This is a genomic window from Kumtagia sp. (genome assembly GCF_059502445.1).
The window spans coordinates 1-18,774 of sequence record NZ_JCACER010000026.1 but is presented as its reverse complement, the minus strand read 5'-3'; the positions used below and the strand labels follow the sequence as shown (position 1 = coordinate 18,774).

General features: G+C 68.0%; 14 protein-coding genes. 9 read left to right on the top strand and 5 right to left on the bottom strand.

Annotated elements, in window-relative coordinates; all coding sequences use genetic code 11:
• The first annotated feature begins 10 nt into the window (after nt 1-10).
• From AC5JDC_RS11125 to AC5JDC_RS11115, 3 genes are all read left to right on the top strand, one after another.
• Nucleotides 11-757 carry a sugar phosphate isomerase/epimerase family protein gene (locus AC5JDC_RS11125; RefSeq protein ID WP_495841405.1) on the top strand — a complete coding sequence of 249 codons (747 nt, stop codon included), beginning with the start codon at nt 11-13 and terminating at the stop codon, nt 755-757.
• 11 nt (nt 758-768) lie between these two features.
• The gene (locus AC5JDC_RS11120; RefSeq protein ID WP_495841404.1) at nt 769-1,911 is read left to right on the top strand and encodes a Gfo/Idh/MocA family protein; all 1,143 of its coding nucleotides are present in this window, start codon (nt 769-771) and stop codon (nt 1,909-1,911) included.
• A 363-nt stretch (nt 1,912-2,274) separates the two neighbouring features.
• Nucleotides 2,275-3,678: an MATE family efflux transporter gene (locus tag AC5JDC_RS11115; protein ID WP_495841452.1), complete on the top strand. Its 1,404-nt coding sequence runs from the start codon at nt 2,275-2,277 to the stop codon at nt 3,676-3,678.
• Between the two features lie 356 nt (nt 3,679-4,034).
• On the opposite strand, the gene AC5JDC_RS11110 is transcribed toward AC5JDC_RS11115, so the two are convergent.
• From AC5JDC_RS11110 to speB, 5 genes are all read right to left on the bottom strand, one after another.
• Nucleotides 4,035-4,829 (bottom strand): ABC transporter permease, encoded by a 795-nt coding sequence (locus AC5JDC_RS11110; RefSeq protein WP_495841403.1) that lies wholly within the window; start codon nt 4,827-4,829, stop codon nt 4,035-4,037.
• A complete protein-coding gene (locus AC5JDC_RS11105) occupies nt 4,826-5,680 on the bottom strand; it encodes an ABC transporter permease (RefSeq protein ID WP_495841402.1) in 855 nt (284 codons plus the stop codon). Before AC5JDC_RS11105 ends, AC5JDC_RS11110 begins: the two co-directional genes overlap by 4 nt.
• A gap of 277 nt (nt 5,681-5,957) precedes the next feature.
• Nucleotides 5,958-6,995: an ABC transporter ATP-binding protein gene (locus AC5JDC_RS11100; RefSeq protein ID WP_495841401.1), complete on the bottom strand. Its 1,038-nt coding sequence runs from the start codon at nt 6,993-6,995 to the stop codon at nt 5,958-5,960.
• A 381-nt stretch (nt 6,996-7,376) separates the two neighbouring features.
• Nucleotides 7,377-8,453 (bottom strand): ABC transporter substrate-binding protein, encoded by a 1,077-nt coding sequence (locus AC5JDC_RS11095; RefSeq protein ID WP_495841400.1) that lies wholly within the window; start codon nt 8,451-8,453, stop codon nt 7,377-7,379.
• A 124-nt stretch (nt 8,454-8,577) separates the two neighbouring features.
• Complete coding sequence (speB, locus tag AC5JDC_RS11090; RefSeq protein WP_495841399.1) at nt 8,578-9,648, bottom strand: agmatinase; 1,071 nt, start codon at nt 9,646-9,648, stop codon at nt 8,578-8,580.
• Nucleotides 9,649-9,838: 190 nt separating this feature from the next.
• Here speB and gcvA point away from each other — a divergent pair, with 190 nt between their 5' ends.
• The 6 genes from gcvA (at nt 9,839) to AC5JDC_RS11060 (ending at nt 18,746) form a co-directional block, all read left to right on the top strand.
• The gene (gene gcvA, locus AC5JDC_RS11085; protein ID WP_495841398.1) at nt 9,839-10,798 is read left to right on the top strand and encodes a transcriptional regulator GcvA; all 960 of its coding nucleotides are present in this window, start codon (nt 9,839-9,841) and stop codon (nt 10,796-10,798) included.
• A gap of 122 nt (nt 10,799-10,920) precedes the next feature.
• The gene (gene pncB / locus AC5JDC_RS11080; protein WP_106772799.1) at nt 10,921-12,225 is read left to right on the top strand and encodes a nicotinate phosphoribosyltransferase; all 1,305 of its coding nucleotides are present in this window, start codon (nt 10,921-10,923) and stop codon (nt 12,223-12,225) included.
• A gap of 86 nt (nt 12,226-12,311) precedes the next feature.
• Nucleotides 12,312-14,960, top strand: coding sequence for an ATP-dependent helicase HrpB (hrpB, locus tag AC5JDC_RS11075; RefSeq protein WP_495841451.1), 2,649 nt, complete (start codon nt 12,312-12,314; stop codon nt 14,958-14,960).
• A 38-nt stretch (nt 14,961-14,998) separates the two neighbouring features.
• Nucleotides 14,999-16,324 carry an ActS/PrrB/RegB family redox-sensitive histidine kinase gene (locus tag AC5JDC_RS11070; RefSeq protein ID WP_106772800.1) on the top strand — a complete coding sequence of 442 codons (1,326 nt, stop codon included), beginning with the start codon at nt 14,999-15,001 and terminating at the stop codon, nt 16,322-16,324.
• 68 nt (nt 16,325-16,392) lie between these two features.
• Complete coding sequence (locus AC5JDC_RS11065) at nt 16,393-16,956, top strand: ActR/PrrA/RegA family redox response regulator transcription factor (RefSeq protein WP_106772801.1); 564 nt, start codon at nt 16,393-16,395, stop codon at nt 16,954-16,956.
• A gap of 305 nt (nt 16,957-17,261) precedes the next feature.
• Nucleotides 17,262-18,746, top strand: coding sequence for a DUF2793 domain-containing protein (locus tag AC5JDC_RS11060; RefSeq protein ID WP_495841397.1), 1,485 nt, complete (start codon nt 17,262-17,264; stop codon nt 18,744-18,746).
• Nucleotides 18,747-18,774 lie beyond the last annotated feature (28 nt).

Genomic DNA, 18,774 nt, shown 5'->3' with positions numbered 1-18,774 from the left:
GAATGTTCCGATGACCTGGTCCTTCCAACTCTACAGCGCCCGCAACTTCCAGCCCTGGTCCGACGTGCTGAGGACGCTCGGCGAACTCGGCTACAAGCAGGTCGAGGGTTTCGGTGGCGTCTATGCCGAGCCGTCGGCCTTCCGCGCCGATCTCGACAGGAACGGTCTTGCCATGCCGAGCGGGCATTTCCCGATCGACATGCTGGAGACCGATTTCGGCATGGCGGAGACGATCGCCAGGACGCTCGGCATGAAGCTGATCGCCTGCCCCTATCTGCAGGCGCCCGACCGGCCGACCGATGCCGAGGGCTGGCGCGGCTTCGGCAAGCGGCTGGCGGCGGTTGCCAAGCGGGCTGAGGACGCCGGCTTGGCCTTCGCCTGGCACAATCACGACTTCGAGTTCCAGCCGCTTGCCGACGGCTCGACCCCGCAGGACCGGATTTTCGAGGGCGCGCCCGATCTCGGCTGGGAGATCGACGTTGCCTGGGTCATCCGCGGCGGCGCCGACCCGCTGAAGTGGATCGGCGAGCATGGCCAGCGCATCGTCGCCGTGCACGTCAAGGACATCGCCCCGGCCGGCGAGAACGCCGACGAGGACGGCTGGTCGGATGTCGGCCACGGCACGGTGGACTGGAAAGGCCTGCTGGCGACGCTGAAGGCCAGGACGCCGGCAAAATATTACATCATGGAACAGGACAACCCGAACGACTTCCGGCGCTTCGCCAGCCGGTCGATCGCGGCGGTCAGCAGTTTTTGAGGGACACGCATATGGCAAAAAAGCTTGGAGTGGGGGTGATCGGCTGCGGCAACATCTCCGCGGCCTATTTCTCGCTCGCGCCGCTCTTCCGCGGCTTCACCATGAAGGCCTGCGCCGACATCAACATGGACGTGGCCAAGGCGCGCGCCAAGGAGTTCAAGGTGCGCGCCGAGACGGTGGAGGACCTGCTCAAGGCCGATGACATCGACATCGTCGTCAACCTGACGGTGCCGGCGGTCCACTACGCGGTATCGAAGGAGATCCTTGACGCCGGCAAGCACGTCTATTCCGAAAAGCCGTTCGTGCTGACCGTCAAGGAGGGTGCCGACCTCAAGACGCGCGCCGAGAAGAAGAAGCTGCGCATCGGCTCGGCGCCGGACACCTTCCTCGGCGGCGCGCACCAGCTCGCCCGCGATATCATCGACAGCGGCAAGGTCGGCAGGATCACCAGCGGTACCGCCTTCGTGATGAGCCACGGCATGGAGCACTGGCACCCGAACCCGGACTTCTTCTTCCAGCCCGGCGCCGGCCCGGTGCTCGACGTCGGCCCCTACTACGTCACCAACCTGATCCAGCTCATCGGCCCGGTGAAACGCGTCGCCGCCATCTCCTCTACGCCCTCGCCGGAGCGCACCATCACCTCGAAGCCGCGCTTCGGCGAGAAGATCAAGGTGACGACCCCGACCACCATCCATGCCCTCGCGGAATTCGAGAATGGCGCGGTGGTGACGCTGAATTCCAGTTGGGACGTATGGAACCACAGCCACAAGCCGATGGAACTCTATGGCGAGGAAGGCACCATCCATGTGCCCGATCCCAACTTCTTCGGCGGCCAGGTCACCTTCACCAGGCAGGCCTCGGCGATCAAGAAGATGCCGAAATGGGAGCATCCGCTCGGCGTGCCCAACCAGAAGCATTCGATCGGCATGATGGCCAACTATCGCACCGTCGGCCTCGCCGACATGGCCATCGCCATTGCCGAAGGCCGGCCGCACCGCTGCTCGATGGAGCTGGCGCTGCACGCCGTCGAGGTGATGACCGGCATCCTCAAGGCCGGCGAGACCGGAAAATTCGTGGAGATGACGACGACCTGCGAGCGTCCGGCGGCGCTCGGACCGAAGGCGGCGAAGGCATTGCTGGCGAAGAAGAAGTAAGGGAGGATTTCTGAAGCGATTTGTCCGGCCACGCTTTTTCGCCAGGGTGCGTCCTTCGAGGCTCGCCCGCCGTGGCCGGTGGACACATTCGAGGATCGTCCGGGCTCGCATCTGAGGTGCGAGCCCGCGGGGCGGAGGCTTTGGGGGCCGAACTCTCGAAGGGCGAGCCTCGAAGGACGCACCGCAAGCAGGATCCAGCGGCGCATCGCGCCCTTGGCTCAATCGAACCCATGCCGGCGGACCTTGCCTTCGCCACAAATATCGGTCACAGGCGCGTTCACTAGGATAGCCCGCCGTTTCGCGGGATGCGTGGCGCTTGACGATCTCGTCGCGCCCGACGCTGTGAAAGTAAGAGCAATGACGATGACGCAGGCCGGCGTGAAAGCGCCGGAAAGCCCCTGGCGCGGCGAAGCGCGCGCGATGCTGTCGCTGGCCTGGCCGATGATCCTCACCAATCTCGGCCAGACGGCGATGAACGCCACCGACGTGATGATGATGGGGCGGCTCGGCCCGCAGGCGCTGGCAGCCGGCGCGCTCGGCTCCAATCTCTATTTCATGCCGCTGATCTTCGGGCTCGGCCTGATCCTGGCGACGTCGCCGATGATCGCTACCGAGCTCGGCCGCAAGCGCCACTCGGTGCGCGACGTGCGCCGCACCGTGCGGCAGGGGCTGTGGCTGGCCGGGCTCGTATCGATCCCTATCTGGCTGTTCCTGTGGAACACGGAAGCCATGCTCGTCTGGATGGGGCAGGACCCGGCGCTGGCGGAACTGGCCGGCCAATACATGGTCTGGCTGCAATGGGCGGTGCTGCCCTTCTACGGCTACATCGTGCTGCGCTCCTTCATCTCGGCGCTGGAGCGGCCGGGCTGGGCGCTGGTCATCGTCTTCGCGGCGGTCGCCTTCAACGTGCTCGCCAACTGGTGCCTGATGTTCGGCAATCTCGGCTTCCCGACGATGGGCATCGCCGGCGCGGGAGCGGCGACGACGCTGTCGAGCCTGCTGATGTTTCTGGGCATGGCGGCGGTGGTGACGATCGAGCGGCGGTTCCGCCGCTATCGGCTGTTCGGCCGCTTCTGGCGGGCCGACTGGCCGCGCTTCATGGCGCTGCTCAAGCTCGGCCTGCCGATCGGCGGCATCCTCGCCTTCGAGGTGACCATCTTCAACGCGGCGGCACTGCTGATGGGGCTGATCTCGTCGGCCGCTCTCGCCGCCCATGCCATCGCCATCCAGCTCGCCTCGATCTCCTTCATGGTGCCGCTCGGGCTGAGCCAGGCGGTGACGGTGCGCGTCGGCCTCGCCTTCGGCGCGCGCGATCCCGACGGCATCGGCCGCGCCGGCTGGACCGCCTTCGTCATGGGCGTCGGCTTCATGGCACTAATGGCATTGATCATGGTCACCGTGCCGCGCCCGCTGATCGGCGCCTTCATCGATGCCGGCGACCCGGGCAATGCGGAGGTGGTGGCACTCGCGGTCACCTTCCTCGCCTTCGCGGCGCTGTTCCAGGTGGCCGACGGCGCCCAGGCGGTCGGCGCCGGCATGCTGCGCGGCCTGCACGACACCAAGGTGCCGATGCTGTTCGCGGCGCTCGGCTATTGGGGCATCGGCCTGCCGCTCGGCGTGCTGCTCGCCTTCCCGCTGGGATTTCAGGGCGCAGGCATCTGGACCGGCCTGTGCGCCGGCCTGCCCGTGGTCGCCGTGCTGCTGCTGTCGCGCTGGCTGCGCCGCGACCGACTGGGCCTGGCGGACGAGAGACGGGCGTTCGGGTAGGCCTGGGCTGATCACCCCTCCGCCCTCTTCGAGCCCCTTTGGGGCATCGCATGTGGCAATGGTGAGGAATTCGGTGGCCTCGCACCCCCACCCCTAACCCCTCCCCACAAGGGGGAGGGGAACCAACTCGCGTCGCCGCCCGGCGTCAAGCATCGACTGTTTCGCATGGCATAGCGGCCGCAAAGTCCCCCTCCCCCTTGTGGGGAGGGGCTAGGGGTGGGGGTGCAGGCCCGAGCAGCGTTGCTGAAATCCCATATGCGATAGACCTCGATGAGGAGGTGCCGAGGCGGGTAAACCTCCCACAACGGATGTGAGGGACGACGGAACCTTCTCCCCGAAAACGACGAAGAAGGAGGCTAACCGCCCATCGCGCCGAGCAGTTTACGGATGTCGCCGAAGCGGCCGATCAGGCCGAAGACGATCGCCGCGATGGCCACGAAGAAGATCGACACGGCCGCCATGGTCGGCGTGTAGCCGTAGCGCAGCGCGTTGAAGATCTTGATCGGCAGCGTCTCGACGGTGAAGCCGACGGTCATGTAGGCGACGATATATTCGTTGAGCGACAGCACGAAGGCGAAGGCGTACCCGGAGACGAGGTAAGGCAGGATCAGCGGCAGCACGACGGTTTTCAGCACCGTGCGGTCGTCGGCGCCCATGGTGGAGGCGGCCTCGACCAGCGAGCGGTCGATCGAGGCGAAACCCAGCGACAGCGTCACCAGCGGCAGGGTGACGAAGAAGATGCCGTGGCTGATCGCCGCCGTCCAAGGCTGGCCGTAGAGGCCGCTGGTGGCCCAGAAGGTCAGCAGCCCGAGCGCGGTGATGACCGGCGGCAGGATGAAGGGCGCGACGCCGAGAAGCTGGAAGATGTTGGCCCACGGCGCGATGCGGCGCCACAGGAACCAGGCGAGCGGCAGCGCGATGGCGACCGCGATCGCCGCGGCGCTGACGGCAAGCAGCAGCGACGAGATCAGCGCCCGCCGCCATTCCGGGTCGGCGAAAATCTGTCCGTACCAGGAAAGCGAGAAGCCGACCGGCGGGAAGGTGAGGTCCTGCTTCTCGTTGACGGAGACGCCCGCCACGACGATCAGCGGCAGGGCCATGAACAGGGCGACGGCGAAGAAGCCGAGCCGGCGCAGGATGGTCCCGGTCATAGCGCGTTCTCCCTGCGCCCGGCGAGCAGCGTCAGGCCGACCAGCGCCAACGAGATCAGCACCAGGAACACCGCCATCGCCGCCGCGAACGGCATGTTCGACTGGTAGATCGCCTGGTCGGTGATGTGCACGGACAGCGTCCAGTGCTGCGGCCGGCCGAGCAGCTGCGGCAGCAGGTAGGAGCCGAGCGCGAAGACGAACACCATGATGAGTGTGGCCACCACCGTGTTGCGCAGCGCCGGCAGCACCACGTTGAGGAAGGCGCGCACCGGCGAGGAGCCGAGCGTGCGCGCCGCCTCGGTCAGCGTCGGGTCGAGCCGCACGAGGGCGGGGTACAGCACCAGGATGGTGTAGGGCAGCGCCTGGTAGACCATGCCGGTGAGCACCGCGCCGAAGGAGGGCAGCAGCGCCACGGGCTTGTCCATCAGCCCCAGCCAGACGGCGAGGTTGGTGATACCGGCGGTGCGCGAGAACAGCGTCGACCAGGCGAAGCCGATGATGACCTCCGACAGCGACAGCACCGAGAGCAGGCAGACCAGCCAGATGGTCTGCACCTTGCGCGACTGTTTCGTCAGCAGATAGGTGAAGGGGAAGGCGACGACGACGCAGACGATCGCCACCAGCACCGCCAGCATCAGCGAGAAGCCGAGGATGTTGGCGAAGAACAGCGACAGGAAGCGGGCGTAGTTGTCGAACACGAAATCCGGCTTGTAGAAACCCGCGGGGTCGCGCCGGAAGAAGCTGACGGCGATCATCGTCGAGAAGGGGATGACGAAGAAGACGATCAGCATCACCGCCGGGAAGAAAAGCGGCGTGTAGTCTGCGAGGTTTTTTGGGGGCTCGCGTTTCATGGCAGGCGCTCCGAACGGAAGATACCCCCACCCCTAACCTCTTCCTCTCGAGGCCGCGCAATCGCATATGAAAACACCCCCACCCCTAACCCCTCCCCACAAGGGGGAGGGGAACTGGCCAGCATTTCCGCCAGGCGCCAATCGTCGACCGTTTCGCATGGAGCAGCAGCAAAGTCCCCCTCCCCCTTGTGGGGAGGGGTTAGGGGTGGGGGTACGAGGCGACCGAATTCCTTGCCGTTTGCCAAATGCGATAAGGGGCGTTGTTCTAACGCGGCGCTCATGACTTCACCACCACGCAGCTTTCGGCAGGCAGGATGACGCCGACCTTGTCTCCCGCCGCGACGTCGACGCGCTCACGCGGGGTGGTGACGGCGACGATGGTGGTGCCGGCCGTTTCCACATAGGTCTCGATGGTGGCGCCGAGGTCGCGCACGAAGGTCACCGTACCGTCGACGGCGCCGGAGCCTGGCGCGCCGAGCCGCACGTCCTCCGGCCGGATCGACACGGACGCTTTCGCCACACCCGAGGGCAGGGCGAGGCCGGCAACGGCGCCGCCGAGGATGGTGGCGCGCCCGGCGGAATCGGCGACCGCCTCCAGCAAATTGGTCGAGCCGATGAAGTCGGCGACGAAGGCGTCGGCGGGCTTGCGGTAGATCTCGATCGGCGCCGCGGCCTGGCGGATGCGGCCCTCGCCCATGACGACGACGAGGTCGGCCATGGTCATGGCCTCGCGCTGGTCGTGGGTGACGACGATGGTGGTGATGCCGAGGCGCTGCTGCAGCTGGCGCAATTCCACCTGCATGGATTCGCGCAGCTTCGCGTCGAGTGCCGACATCGGCTCGTCGAGCAGGAACAGTTTTGGCGACAGTGCCAGCGCCCGGGCGATGGCGACGCGCTGGCGCTGGCCGCCGGAGAGCTTCGCCACCGGCCGGTCGGCGAAGCCGGGCAGGTGCACCAGCTTCAGCAACTCGTCGGCTCGCTTCTTCTGCTCGTCCTTCGGCGCGCCGCGGATGCGTAGCGCATAGGCGATGTTGTCGCCGACCGACAGATGCGGGAACAGCGCCAGCGACTGGAAGACCATGCCGAAATTGCGCTTGTGGGTGGGCACCTGGGTGATGTCGGCGCCGTCGAGCGCGATCGTCCCGGCGGTCGGCTCCTCCAGGCCAGCGACCATGCGCAAGAGCGTGGTCTTGCCGCAGCCCGACGGCCCGAGCAGGCAGACGAAGGTGCCGTGCGGCACCGACAGGCTGACGTCGTCGACAGCATTGAAGTCGCCGAAGCGTTTGGTGACGGACTGGATCGCTAATCCGGACATGGGTGCATCCCGATGGATGAGGCGGCTTCGCTGCGCCTCAGGACCTGCAAATAGTCAATCGGTGGCAAGCAGCGCGATTCGCGCTTAGATCGATGCCGGCAAAGAATTCGGGGGCGGAAGCAGGGGCGCCGAGCCAGCCGGCGCATTGGGGAGGATGGGCCACCCCAACCGCGGCGACGGGCCTCGCTCTCGAACTGGAGGTGCGCCATGTGGTTTCGGCCATATAGCGTCACCCTGGAACTGAAATGGACCCGGACGGGCTGGCAAATCTCGATCCGGGTCCGCTTCAGAAGCTAGGAAACGGGGGCCGGGCGAAAGCCTGGCTCCCACTCCAGCAAGATAGCGCCAGCTCCGCATCGAGACAAGGTCCGCTTCCCCGCCTCAGCTCGCGATCATCTCCGTCCACTTCTGGTTCAGCCAGTCGGCCTTGGTGGTGTAGAGGTCGTAGCGCGGCAGGATCGGCTCGATCTCCGACGACACCGCCGCGAATTCCTCGGCGGTCAGGTCCAGCTTGTCCTTCTTCAGCGTCGGCGCCGTGCCGACCTTGCGCGACATCAGGCCCTGGATCGACGGCTGGCTCATGTAGTCGATGAACACATGCGCCTCCTCGGCTTTCTCCGAGGCGCGCGAGATGACCCAGTTGCCGCTGTCCTGGATGCCGCCCTCTTTCGGGAAGGTCGAGCGCACCGGCTGGCCGTCGGCCGCGGCGAGGCCGGTGACGTCGTGGTAATACTGGCCCATCGGGATCTCGCCCGACTTCAGCGCCTGCTCGAACTGCGCCTCGTCGCGGTACCAGAGCCGCACGTTCGGCTTGACCTCGGCGAGCTTGTCAAAGGCCTTGAGCAGGCCTTCCTCGGTGTCGAGCGCGTTGGTACCGCCGAAGAAGGTTGCGGCTGTAACTTCCAGCAGGAAGGAGTTGGAGACCAGCGCCAGCAGGCCGAGCTTGTCGGCATTGGCCGGATCCCAGAAGGCCGCCCAGGAATCCGGGGCGGTCGGATAGGCGTCGGTGTTGGTGACCAGCGTGATGTACCAGGCGACGGCACCGATGCCGGCGACGCGGCCGTCCGGATATTTGTTGACGAACTGCGGCAGCAGGTCGGCGAAATTCTTGATCTTCTTGTCGTCGATCGGCGTCCACAATTCGGTCGACTGGCCCTTGAGCGTCGAGGTCTGCGACATCATCGACACGTCGGCCGGCGCCTGCCCGGCCTTGGCGGCCTGCTCGAGCTGCACCAGCCAGGCCTCGCCGGTCGGCTCGGCCACCGATTCCACCGCGATGCCGCTCGCCTTGGTGAATTCCGGGAAGATGTGCTCGTCGAAGGATTTCTTGAAATAGCCGCCATAGACGCCGACCTTCAGCGACTTGTCCTGCGCGCGCAGGACCGACGGCATGGCGAGCGCGCCGGCGCCGGCGATCGCTGCGCCGAGCACGGTCCGCCGGGTGAGTTCGATTTTCATCTCTGGTTCTCCTCTGTTTCGGCCGGTTTTCCGGCATGTTCCTTGTCTGCAGTCTAGTGGTTGTTCCGCGCTGTGTCGCGGGGGAGGAAATCCGGGAACGTAAACTGCCCCCTGCGGCTCCTCTTCAACCGTCGCTGTCACGCGAACCGGTTATCGCCGGGCTGAACACCATCAGCGACAGGATCTCGAACAGCACCTGCGCGCCGGCATGCGCGGTGTTGGTGGTGGAGTCGTATTGCGGGGCCACTTCGACGACGTCGCCGCCGACCAGATTGACCCCCTTGAGGCCGCGAAGGATCTCCAGCACCTCGCGCGTCGTCAGGCCGCCGACCTCGGGCGTCCCGGTGCCGGGCGCGAAGGCGGGGTCGAGGCTGTCGACGTCGAAGGAGAGGTAGGTCGGGCCGTCGCCGACGATCTTCCTGGCCTTCTCGATGACGGCGGGGATGCCGAGGCCCGACACCTCCTCGGCGTGGATCACCGTCATGCCGGACTCGTAGGTGAACTCCCACAGATACTCGGCCGAGCCGCGGATGCCGATCTGGATGGTGCGGGTCGGGTCGAGCACGCCGTCCAGCACCGCGTTGCGGAACGGCCCGCCATGATGGAACTTCGTCTGGTCGAAGGCGCCGCCCGTGTCGCAATGGGCGTCGATGTGGATCATGCCGACCGGCTGTTTGGCACCGACGGCCTTGAGGATCGGGTGGGTGATCGAGTGGTCGCCGCCGACCGACAGCGGGATCACGCCGGCCTCGACGATCTGCCGGGCGCGCCGTTCGATGTCCTCGTGGCTGAGCTCCAGCCGGTAGCGGCTCTGGAAGGCGATATCGCCGATGTCCGCGACGCGCAGGTCATGCACCGGGGCGCAGTCGAGCACGTGATTGTAGGGGCCGATGCGCTCGATGGCGCGCAGCGCCCGCGGCCCGAAGCGCGAGCCCGGCCGGTTGGTGACGCCGAGATCCATCGGCACGCCGAGGATCGCCACCTGCAGGTCGCCGAAATCCGGCTGGTCGTTGTCGAGCGGCATGTAGGGCGCGGCGAGGAAGGTCGGAATGCCGGAATAGGGGGCGAGCCGCGTACCGCTCTTGGTGAAGATCTTGTCGGCCACGCGCCGGAACTGCGGGTTGAACAACTCGCCGCCGTGGCTCTCGCCATACTTGCGGCGCAGCGCCTCCAGCTTGCTTTCCGAGAAGCCCATGGCCTCCTCCTCGTTCGCGATGGCGGGAACGCCGGAATGCCGAGGGCATCCATGCTTCCGTTGCCGGATGCCCGTCCTCGCGTTCCCCTGGTTTTCTGCTTTTCCCGCTAGGTTGCGTCAACGCGATTGAAAGATCAATTGATATTGTTATAGCCTCGTCTGTGAGAATTTCTCACAGGAACGACATGACATGGCGCGCCGGCTGCCTCCGCTCAATCCGCTGCGGGCCTTCGAGGCCACGGCCCGGCACGGATCGCTGACCAAGGCGGCGTCCGAACTCAGCGTCACCCATGGCGCCGTGAGTCACCAGATCAAGGCGCTGGAGGCAATGCTCAAGGTGCAGTTGTTCGAGCGCGCCGGCCAGCGCCTGAAACTGACGCTCCAGGGCGCCGAGCTGCTGCCCTCGGTCACCAGCGCCTTCGACGGCATCGCCGCAGCGACGGCGCGCATGGCGCGCCCGACCGGCGCCGGCGCGCTGACGGTGAGCTGCGTGCCGGCGCTGCTGTCGCTGTGGCTCATCCCGCGGCTCGGCGGCTTCGTGGCGCAGTATCCGAACATCCGGCTGAAGCTGAACGCCTCCAACGATCCGCTCGACCTGCGTTCGCCCGACATCGACGTGTGTGTCCACTATGGCGACCGCGACTGGAGCGGCTGCTGGTTCCGGAAATGGTCGGACCTCGAGCTTTTCCCCGTCGCCAGCCCGTCGCTGATCAACAACCGCCCGATCCGCTCGGTGCGCGACCTCGCCGACCACGTGCTGCTGCATGGCGACGACGGGCGCGAATGGCATACCTGGCTGGCGGCGGCAGACGCCCTCGATCTGGCGCGCGGGCCGCAGCTGCATTTCAGCGATGCGCGGCTTTCGACCGAGGGGGCGCAGCATGGGCACGGCGTGGCGCTGGGCGATTCGGTGACGGCGAGCGGGCTTCTGGCGCGCGGGCTGCTGGTCACGCCGTTCAACCTGTCGGTGCCGGCGGTGGATTCCTTCTACGTCGCCTGCCGCAGCGGCGTACGCGCCGCGCCGGCCGCGCAGACCTTCATCGACTGGCTGTTCGCCGAGCGCGACATGAGCATGGCCGCCGGCGGGGTCGCGGTCGCCGGCCAGATCAGCATCCGCAAGCGGCGCGCTGGCAAGGTCCAGGCCGGCTAGCGCCGGTAGTTGTCGAATCTGGCATCACCACAGGACCAAACATATCCTGAAGCATGCCGGACTTTTCGATGCTATAGCGCGCGTGAGCCGTGAAGGCTGCGGAGGAGAGTTCGAGAGGGCCGATGACCAGGACCGATATCGCCCGGCGCGTCTACAACCACACCTGGAAGCTCGATCCGATCGTGCGCAGCCTGCTCGACACGGATTTCTACAAGCTTCTGATGCTGCAGATGATCTGGGGCATGTACCCGAAGGTGGACGCCACCTTCTCGCTGATCAACCGGAAGACTACGGTGCGTCTTGCCGACGAGATCGACGAGCAGGAACTGCGGGCGCAGCTCGACCACGCCCGCACGCTGCGCTTCTCCAAGAAGGAGATGATCTGGCTGGGCGGCAACACCTTCTACGGCCGCAAGCAGATTTTCTCGCCGGAGTTCCTGGCCTGGCTGGAGGGTTTCCAGCTTCCGGAATACGAGCTGCGCAAGAAGGACGGCCAGTTCGAGCTCGAGTTCCCCGGCCCGTGGATGTACACCACCATGTGGGAGATCCCGGCGCTGGCGATCATCAACGAGCTGCGCTCGCGCGCCGCCATGAAGTCCTTCGCGCCGTTCGCGCTCGACGTGCTCTATGCCCGCGCCAAGGCCAAGATGTGGGACAAGACCGAGCGGCTGAAGAAGCTGCCCGACATCCGCATCTCCGATTTCGGCACGCGGCGGCGCCACTCCTTCCTGTGGCAGCGCTGGTGCGTGGAGGCGCTGAAAGAGGGTATCGGCGAAGCCTTCACCGGCACCAGCAACGTCAAGCTCGCCATGGACACCGACCTGGAGGCGCTGGGCACCAACGCACACGAGCTGCCGATGGTGCTGGCCGCGCTCACCGACAGCGAGGAGGAGCTGAGGCGCTCGCCCTATCACGTGCTGCAGGACTGGCAGCGCTATTATGGCGGCAATTTGCTGATCGTGCTGCCCGACGCCTTCGGCACGGCCTCCTTCCTGCGCGATGCCCCCGACTGGGTGGCCGACTGGACCGGCTTCCGCCCCGACAGCGCCCCACCGATCGAGGGCGGCGAGCGCATCATGGCGTGGTGGCGGCAGAAGGGGAAAGACCCGCGCACAAAACTGCTGATCTTCTCCGACGGGCTGGAGGTCGAGTCCATCATCGAGACCTATCGTCATTTCGAGGGCAAGGTACGCATGTCGTTCGGCTGGGGCACCAATCTCACCAACGACTTCGAAGGCTGCGCGCCGATCCCGACCGACGGGCTCAACGCCATCTCGCTGGTGTGCAAGGTGACCAGCGCCGACGGCCGGCCGGCGGTGAAGCTCTCCGACAATCCCGCCAAGGCGACCGGCGACCCGCGCGAGATCGACCGCTACCTGCGCGTGTTCGGCGACAAGGAAAGGGTGCGGCAGGCGGTGAAGGTGTGAGAGGGCGGGCCGGGAGTGGATGGAACGGGCCGTAGTTGGGCAGGTCCGAGCGTGCGATGCGCGGTGAGTTTCCGATTGGCATCCGCATGAACATCGCCGACCTCCCCGTCCTGCCCGTCACCGAGGCGCTGCCGACGCTGCTCGCCGCGCTGGAGACGGGCAACGGCGCCGTGCTGGTGGCGCCGCCCGGCGCCGGCAAGACCACGCTGGTGCCGCCGGCGCTGCTGTCGGCACCCTGGCGCGGCGACGGCACCATCCTGCTGCTCGAGCCGCGCCGGCTGGCGGCCCGGGCGGCGGCGCGGCGCATGGCGCAAATCCTCGGCGATGAGCCGGGCGGCACCGTCGGCTACGCCATGCGCATGGAACGCAAGGTCTCCGCCAGGACGCGCATCCTCGTCGTCACCGAGGGCATTCTCGCACGCATGATCCTCGACGATCCGGAACTGCCGGGCATCGCCGCCATCCTGTTCGACGAGTTCCACGAGCGCTCGCTCGACGTCGATTTCGGGCTGGCCCTGGCGCTCGACGTGCAGGGCGCGCTGCGGCCCGACATCAGGCTGCTGGTGATGTCGGCCACGGTGGACGGGGCGCGTGTGGCAAAGCTGCTCGGCGATGCGCCGGTGATCGAAAGCGCCGGCCGCAGCTTTCCCGTCGACATCCGCCACGCCGAGCGGGCGCCCGGCACGGCGGTCGAGGATGGCGTCGCCGCGGCGGTGCGCGAGGCGCTGGCGACCGAGGAGGGCAGCGTGCTCGCCTTCCTGCCCGGCCAACGCGAGATCCTTCGCACGGCGGAGCGGCTGGAGGGACGTATCGCGGAGAATGTCGACATCGTGCCGCTCTACGGCCAACTCGACACCCGCGCCCAGGACGCGGCGATAAGGCCGGCGCCGGCGGGGCGGCGCAAGGTGGTGCTGGCGACTTCGATCGCCGAGACCTCGATCACAATCGACGGGGTGCGGGTGGTCGTCGATTCCGGTCTGTCGCGCGTGCCGCGCTACGAGCCGGCCTCCGGGCTGACGCGGCTGGAGACGGTGCGCGTCAGCAAGGCGTCGGCCGACCAGCGGGCGGGGCGCGCCGGGCGCACGCAGCCGGGTGTCGCCATCCGCTTGTGGCGGGCCGAGCAGACGGCGGCGCTCGCGCCCTACAATACGCCGGAAATCCTTGAGGCCGACCTGTCGTCGCTGCTGCTCGACTGCGCCGCCTTCGGCGTCGCCGATCCGCGCGCGCTCGCCTTTCTCGATCCGCCGCCCGCGCCGGCCCTGGCCGAGGCGCGGGCGCTGCTCGAAGCGCTGCATGCGCTCGACGCCGACGGCCGGCTCACCGAGGCGGGCGCGGCGATGCGAAAGCTCGCGCTGCCGGTGCGGCTGGCGCATATGGTGGCGGAGGCGGCGCGGCACGGGGCGGCCCGTGAGGCGGCCGAGATCGCGGTGCTGCTGACCGAGCGCGGGCTGGGCGGCGACAGCGCCGACCTGGAGCGCCGGCTGGCGCGGTTCCGGACGGAGAAGTCGCCGCGGGCAGCGGCGGCACGGCAGCTGGCGGACAGGCTGGCTCGCTCCTTACCCTCCCCCTTGAGAGGAGGGTGGGCGAGCGGTCGGAGCGAAGCGATGAGCGCGAGAGGTGGGGGAACCAGCCGAGAAGTGCTGGAGCGGTCGACCCCCACCCCGGCGCTTCGCGCCGATCCTCCCCTCGAGGGGGAGGGTGGAGCTGGCGCGCTGCCTCACCCGACCCCATCCGCCGCCTTTGGCGGCACCTCCCCCTCGAAAGGGGAGGAAAGTGCCGGCGCGTTTCTCCTCCATGCCTGGCCGGACAGGGTCGCCAGGGCGCGCGGCGAGCGCGGCCGCTTCGTGCTGTCGAACGGCGGCGGGGCGATGCTCGACGCGGCGGACCCGCTGGCCGGCGAGACGTTCCTGGTGGTGGCCGACGTGCAGGGCAAGGCGCAGAACGCGCGCATCACCGCGGCGGCTGCGGTCGGCGAGGAGGCCATCCGCGCCGTGCTCGGCGACCGGCTGGAGCGGCGGCGCGTCACCGAGTTCGACCGCGAGCGCGGCGCGGTGCGCAGCCGCGAGGCGGTGCGTCTCGGCGCCGTGGTGCTGTCCGAGCGGATGCTGCCGCCGCCGAAAGGCGCCGACGCCGACCGGGCTATCCTCGATGCGCTGCGCGCGCACGGGCTGGCGCTGCTGCCGTGGGGCAAGGACGCCGAGATGCTGCGCGCTCGCCTTTCCTGGCTGCACCGGGCGGTCGGCGCGCCCTGGCCGGACGTATCGGTCGGCGCCCTGCTCGCTTCGCTGGAAGACTGGCTGCTGCCGTTCCTGACCGGCGAGGCCGCCTTCTCCCGCATCGATCCCGGCGCCGTTTCCGCAGCGCTGATAGCGCTCGTTCCGCACGAGCTGCAGCGGCGGCTCGACAAGGCCGCGCCGACGCATTTCGATGCTCCTTCGGGCAGCCGGGTGCCGATCCGCTACGACGGCGAGATACCGGTGCTGTCGATCCGCGTGCAGGAACTGTTCGGCCTGACCGCGCATCCGACGATCGGCGACGGCCGCATGCCGCTGACGCTGGAGCTCTTGTCGCCGGCGCACCGACCCATCCAGACGACGCGCGACCTGCCCGCCTTCTGGCGCGGTTCCTGGGCCGACGTGCGCGCCGACATGCGCGGCCGCTATCCCAAGCATGTCTGGCCGGAGGATCCAGCCCGCGCCATGGCTACCGCCCGGGCAAAGCCCCGCGTCAAATAGCGCTTGGCGCAAGCGCCCTTCCGGCGCGATAAACCGGCATGATCAAACCCTTCACCACCCCCGACTTCGAGCAGACGCACCGGCTCAGGCTGAACACGCTGATCCGGCTGCGCTGGCTGGCGATCGCCGGCCAGAGCGTCGCGGTCATCGTGGTCGCCTACTGGCTGCAGTTCCCTCTGCCGGTCAGCCTGTGCTTCGCGCTGATCGCCTGCTCGGCCTGGCTCAACCTGTTCCTCACCTTCCGCTTTCCGTCGACGCATCGGCTGCCCCCCAATTCGGCCCTGGCCACGCTGCTGTTCGATTCCCTGCAGCTCGCCGGCCTGCTCTATGTCACCGGCGGGCTCACCAATCCGTTCTCGCTGCTGCTCACCGTGCCCGTGGTCATCTCGGCCACCACCCTGCCGCTGAAGATGACCGCGGCGCTCGGCGCCCTGGTGATGGCGATGGCGACGGTGCTGGTGTTCCGCCACATGCCGTTGCCCTGGGTGGAGGGCGAGCGGCTGGCGATGCCCTTCGTCTATGTCGCCGGCATGTGGGTGGCGCTGTTCTCCTCGATCACCTTCACCGCCGTCTATGCCTGGCGGGTCGCCGAGGAGGCGCGGCTGCTCGCCAATGCGCTCGCCGCGACCGAGCTGGTACTGCAGCGCGAGCAGCATCTGTCGGCGCTGGACGGGCTGGCGGCTGCCGCCGCGCACGAGCTCGGCACGCCGCTCGCCACCATCACCGTGGTCGCCAAGGAGATGGAGCGGGCGCTCGGCAACGATCCCAAGTTCCGCGAGGACGTCACGCTGCTGCGCTCGCAGAGCGAGCGCTGCCGCGAGATCCTCAAGCGGCTGACCAGCCTGTCGTCGGAGAGCGAGGGCCACATGGCCCGCCTGCCGCTGACCTCGCTCATCGAGGAGGTGATCGCCCCGCATCGCGACTTCGGCATCGCCATCCGGCTGGAGCCGGGCGAGCGCATCGGCCAGGAGCCGGTCGGCCACCGCAATCCCGGCGTCATCTACGGACTCGGCAATCTGGTCGAGAACGCCGTCGACTTCGCGGCGAGCACCGTCACGGTGCGCTGGCGCTGGAACGACGAGGCGGTGACGATCGACGTCGTCGACGACGGCCCCGGCTTCCGCCCGGAGATCCTCGACCGCATCGGCGAGCCCTACATGTCGACGCGGCAGGGGCCGGAGCCCGGCGGCGGGCTCGGCCTCGGCCTGTTCATCGCGAAGACGCTGCTGGAGCGCTCCGGCGCCGGCCTCTCCTTCTTCAACGCCAACGAGCGCGGCATGGGCGCGGTGGCGCAGGTCTCGTGGCGGCGCGACCAGTTCGTCAGCCGGCGTCCCGCCCCCGACATCATGCACGATACCGCCTGATGTGGCATTCCGGGCCCCGAATGGCTATATCGTGGCAAGAACAAGACAGATGAAAGGGTAAGGCGCCGATGATGGCCGAAGAGACGATCACCGATACCGGCATCGGGCAGGACGCATCGCTGCTGCTGGTCGACGACGACAAGCCGTTCCTGACCCGGCTGGCGCGCGCCATGGAGGCGCGCGGCTTCTCGGTCGACACGGCCGAAAGCGTCGAGGAGGCGGTCGCCAAGGCGAAGGCCGGCGCGCCCGCCTATGCGGTCGTCGACATGCGGCTCGGCGACGGCAACGGGCTAGACGTGGTTGCGGCGATCCGCGAGAGCCGCGCCGACGCGCGCGCCGTCATCCTCACCGGCTACGGCAACATCGCCACCGCCGTGACGGCGGTGAAGCTCGGCGCCATCGACTACCTGTCCAAGCCGGCCGACGCCGACGACATCTACGCGGCGCTGACGCGCAGCGGCGGCGAGCGCGCCGCCCCGCCGGAAAACCCGATGTCGGCCGACCGCGTGCGCTGGGAGCACATCCAGCGCGTCTACGAGATGTGCGACCGCAACGTCTCGGAAACGGCGCGGCGCCTCAACATGCACCGCCGCACCCTGCAGCGCATCCTCGCCAAGCGCGCGCCGCGCTGAGCGCGGCTGCGCCCGGAGGCGGAGTGGCGGAGGTGAGGCTCGCCGCCGGATAAGAGCGCCCGGGACAGGCCCGCTTGTTCCCGAAAGAGGGGACAAAAAATCGACCTTGCGAACAAAAAATCCGCGAGGGCACACGTCCAGGCGATTACTGCTTCGGCAGGATTGATTTTGATTTCAATCGCTTGGCCGGTATGACCGGCTGGCGCCGCGCCGTGCCGCCATGCCGAAAGAGCCCGGCGCATCGCCGCGCTGCCCCTCCTCCGCAACCCGTCCCATGCTTGTGCCGAGTTCAACGAGGCGCCGACATGGACACTTCCGACAATCTCGCTCTCCCCTACATCCTGCCGTCGCAGGCGCAGAAGCACGTCACCCACAACGAGGCGATCGCCATGCTCGACGCGCTGGTGCAGCCGGGCGTGCTCGACCGCGACCTCGCGGCGCCGCCGGCGTCGCCCGCCAACGGCGACCGCTACATCGTGGCAAGCGGCGCGTCGGGCGACTGGACCGGCCGGGCCGGCAGCATCGCGCATCGCCTCGACGGCGTCTGGGCCTTCTACGCCCCGCACCCCGGCTGGCTCGTTTTCGTCGTCGACGAAGCGAAGCTCGTCCATTGGAGCGGTTCGGCATGGGTGGATTATCCGGCGGCGATCGATGTCCTGCAGTCGCTTTCCCTGCTCGGCATCGGCACCACGGCGGACGCGGCCAATCCCTTTTCGGCAAAACTCAACAAGGTTCTGTGGACGGCCAGAACGGCCGCGGAGGGTGGCGACGGCGATCTTCGCTACACGCTGAACAAGGAGACCGCGGCCGACGTCCTGTCGCTGCTGATGCAGACTGGCTTCTCCGGCCGGGCCGAGTTCGGGCTGATCGGCGACGACAATCTGTCGCTGAAAGTCTCGCCCGACGGCACGGCCTGGACAACGGCGCTGACGGTCGACAAGGCGACCGGCCAGCTTGCCATCGGCGACCAGCTCAATCTGAACGCCTCGCTGTCGATGTCCGGGGCGTCGCTGACCATCACGCGGGACGCTGCGGCGACTCTGCTCAGGCTGATCAGCTACCGCGACACCAATGCCACCCACGCGACCTTTGCCGCGGATGTGGCGCGCGGCAACCTGGCATCGCCGGCCTTCATGACCAATACCGGGCTGATGGCGGAATTCATCGTCCGCCCGTGGGACGGGACCGCCATCGGCACGGTGACCTCAGGCCGCCTCGCCTTCCGCGCCTCGGAGAACCACAGCGCCGCGGCGCGCGGCACGCGCTGGACGATCGAGCTGACGCCCAACGGCAGCACGTCGGTCGCCGAGGCCGGGGCGCTCGACCATGCGTCGGGCCTCTCGCTGTTCTCGGTGCCGGTGATCGACGCAAACCGCCATTTCCGGCTGCGCTCCTATACGATCGCAAGCCTGCCCTCGGCTTCGCCCGCCGGGCAGATGATCCATTGCTCGGACCTGGGGGGCGGCGGCGGGCAGCTCAATTCCGACGGCGCGGCCTGGCGGCGCGTGTCGCGCGGCGGCCAGCAGGCGGTGGCGAGCGATGCCGATTTCACGCTTGCCGTGCTGGCCAATGCCGAGGAGCAGCGCCATACCGGCACGCTCACCGCCGATCGTGCGGTGACGCTGTCGGCGACCAACGCCTATGCCGGCGCCCGCTTCCGCCTGGCGCGTACCGGCGGCGGCGCGTTCAGCCTGTCCTTCGGCGGACTGAAGAACCTGGCGACGAATACGTGGGCCGAAGCCGTGCATGACGGCTCAGCCTGGTATCTGGCGGCATATGGAGGGTTGTGAAGGCTTTCCCTCCTCCTTGAGGGGAGGG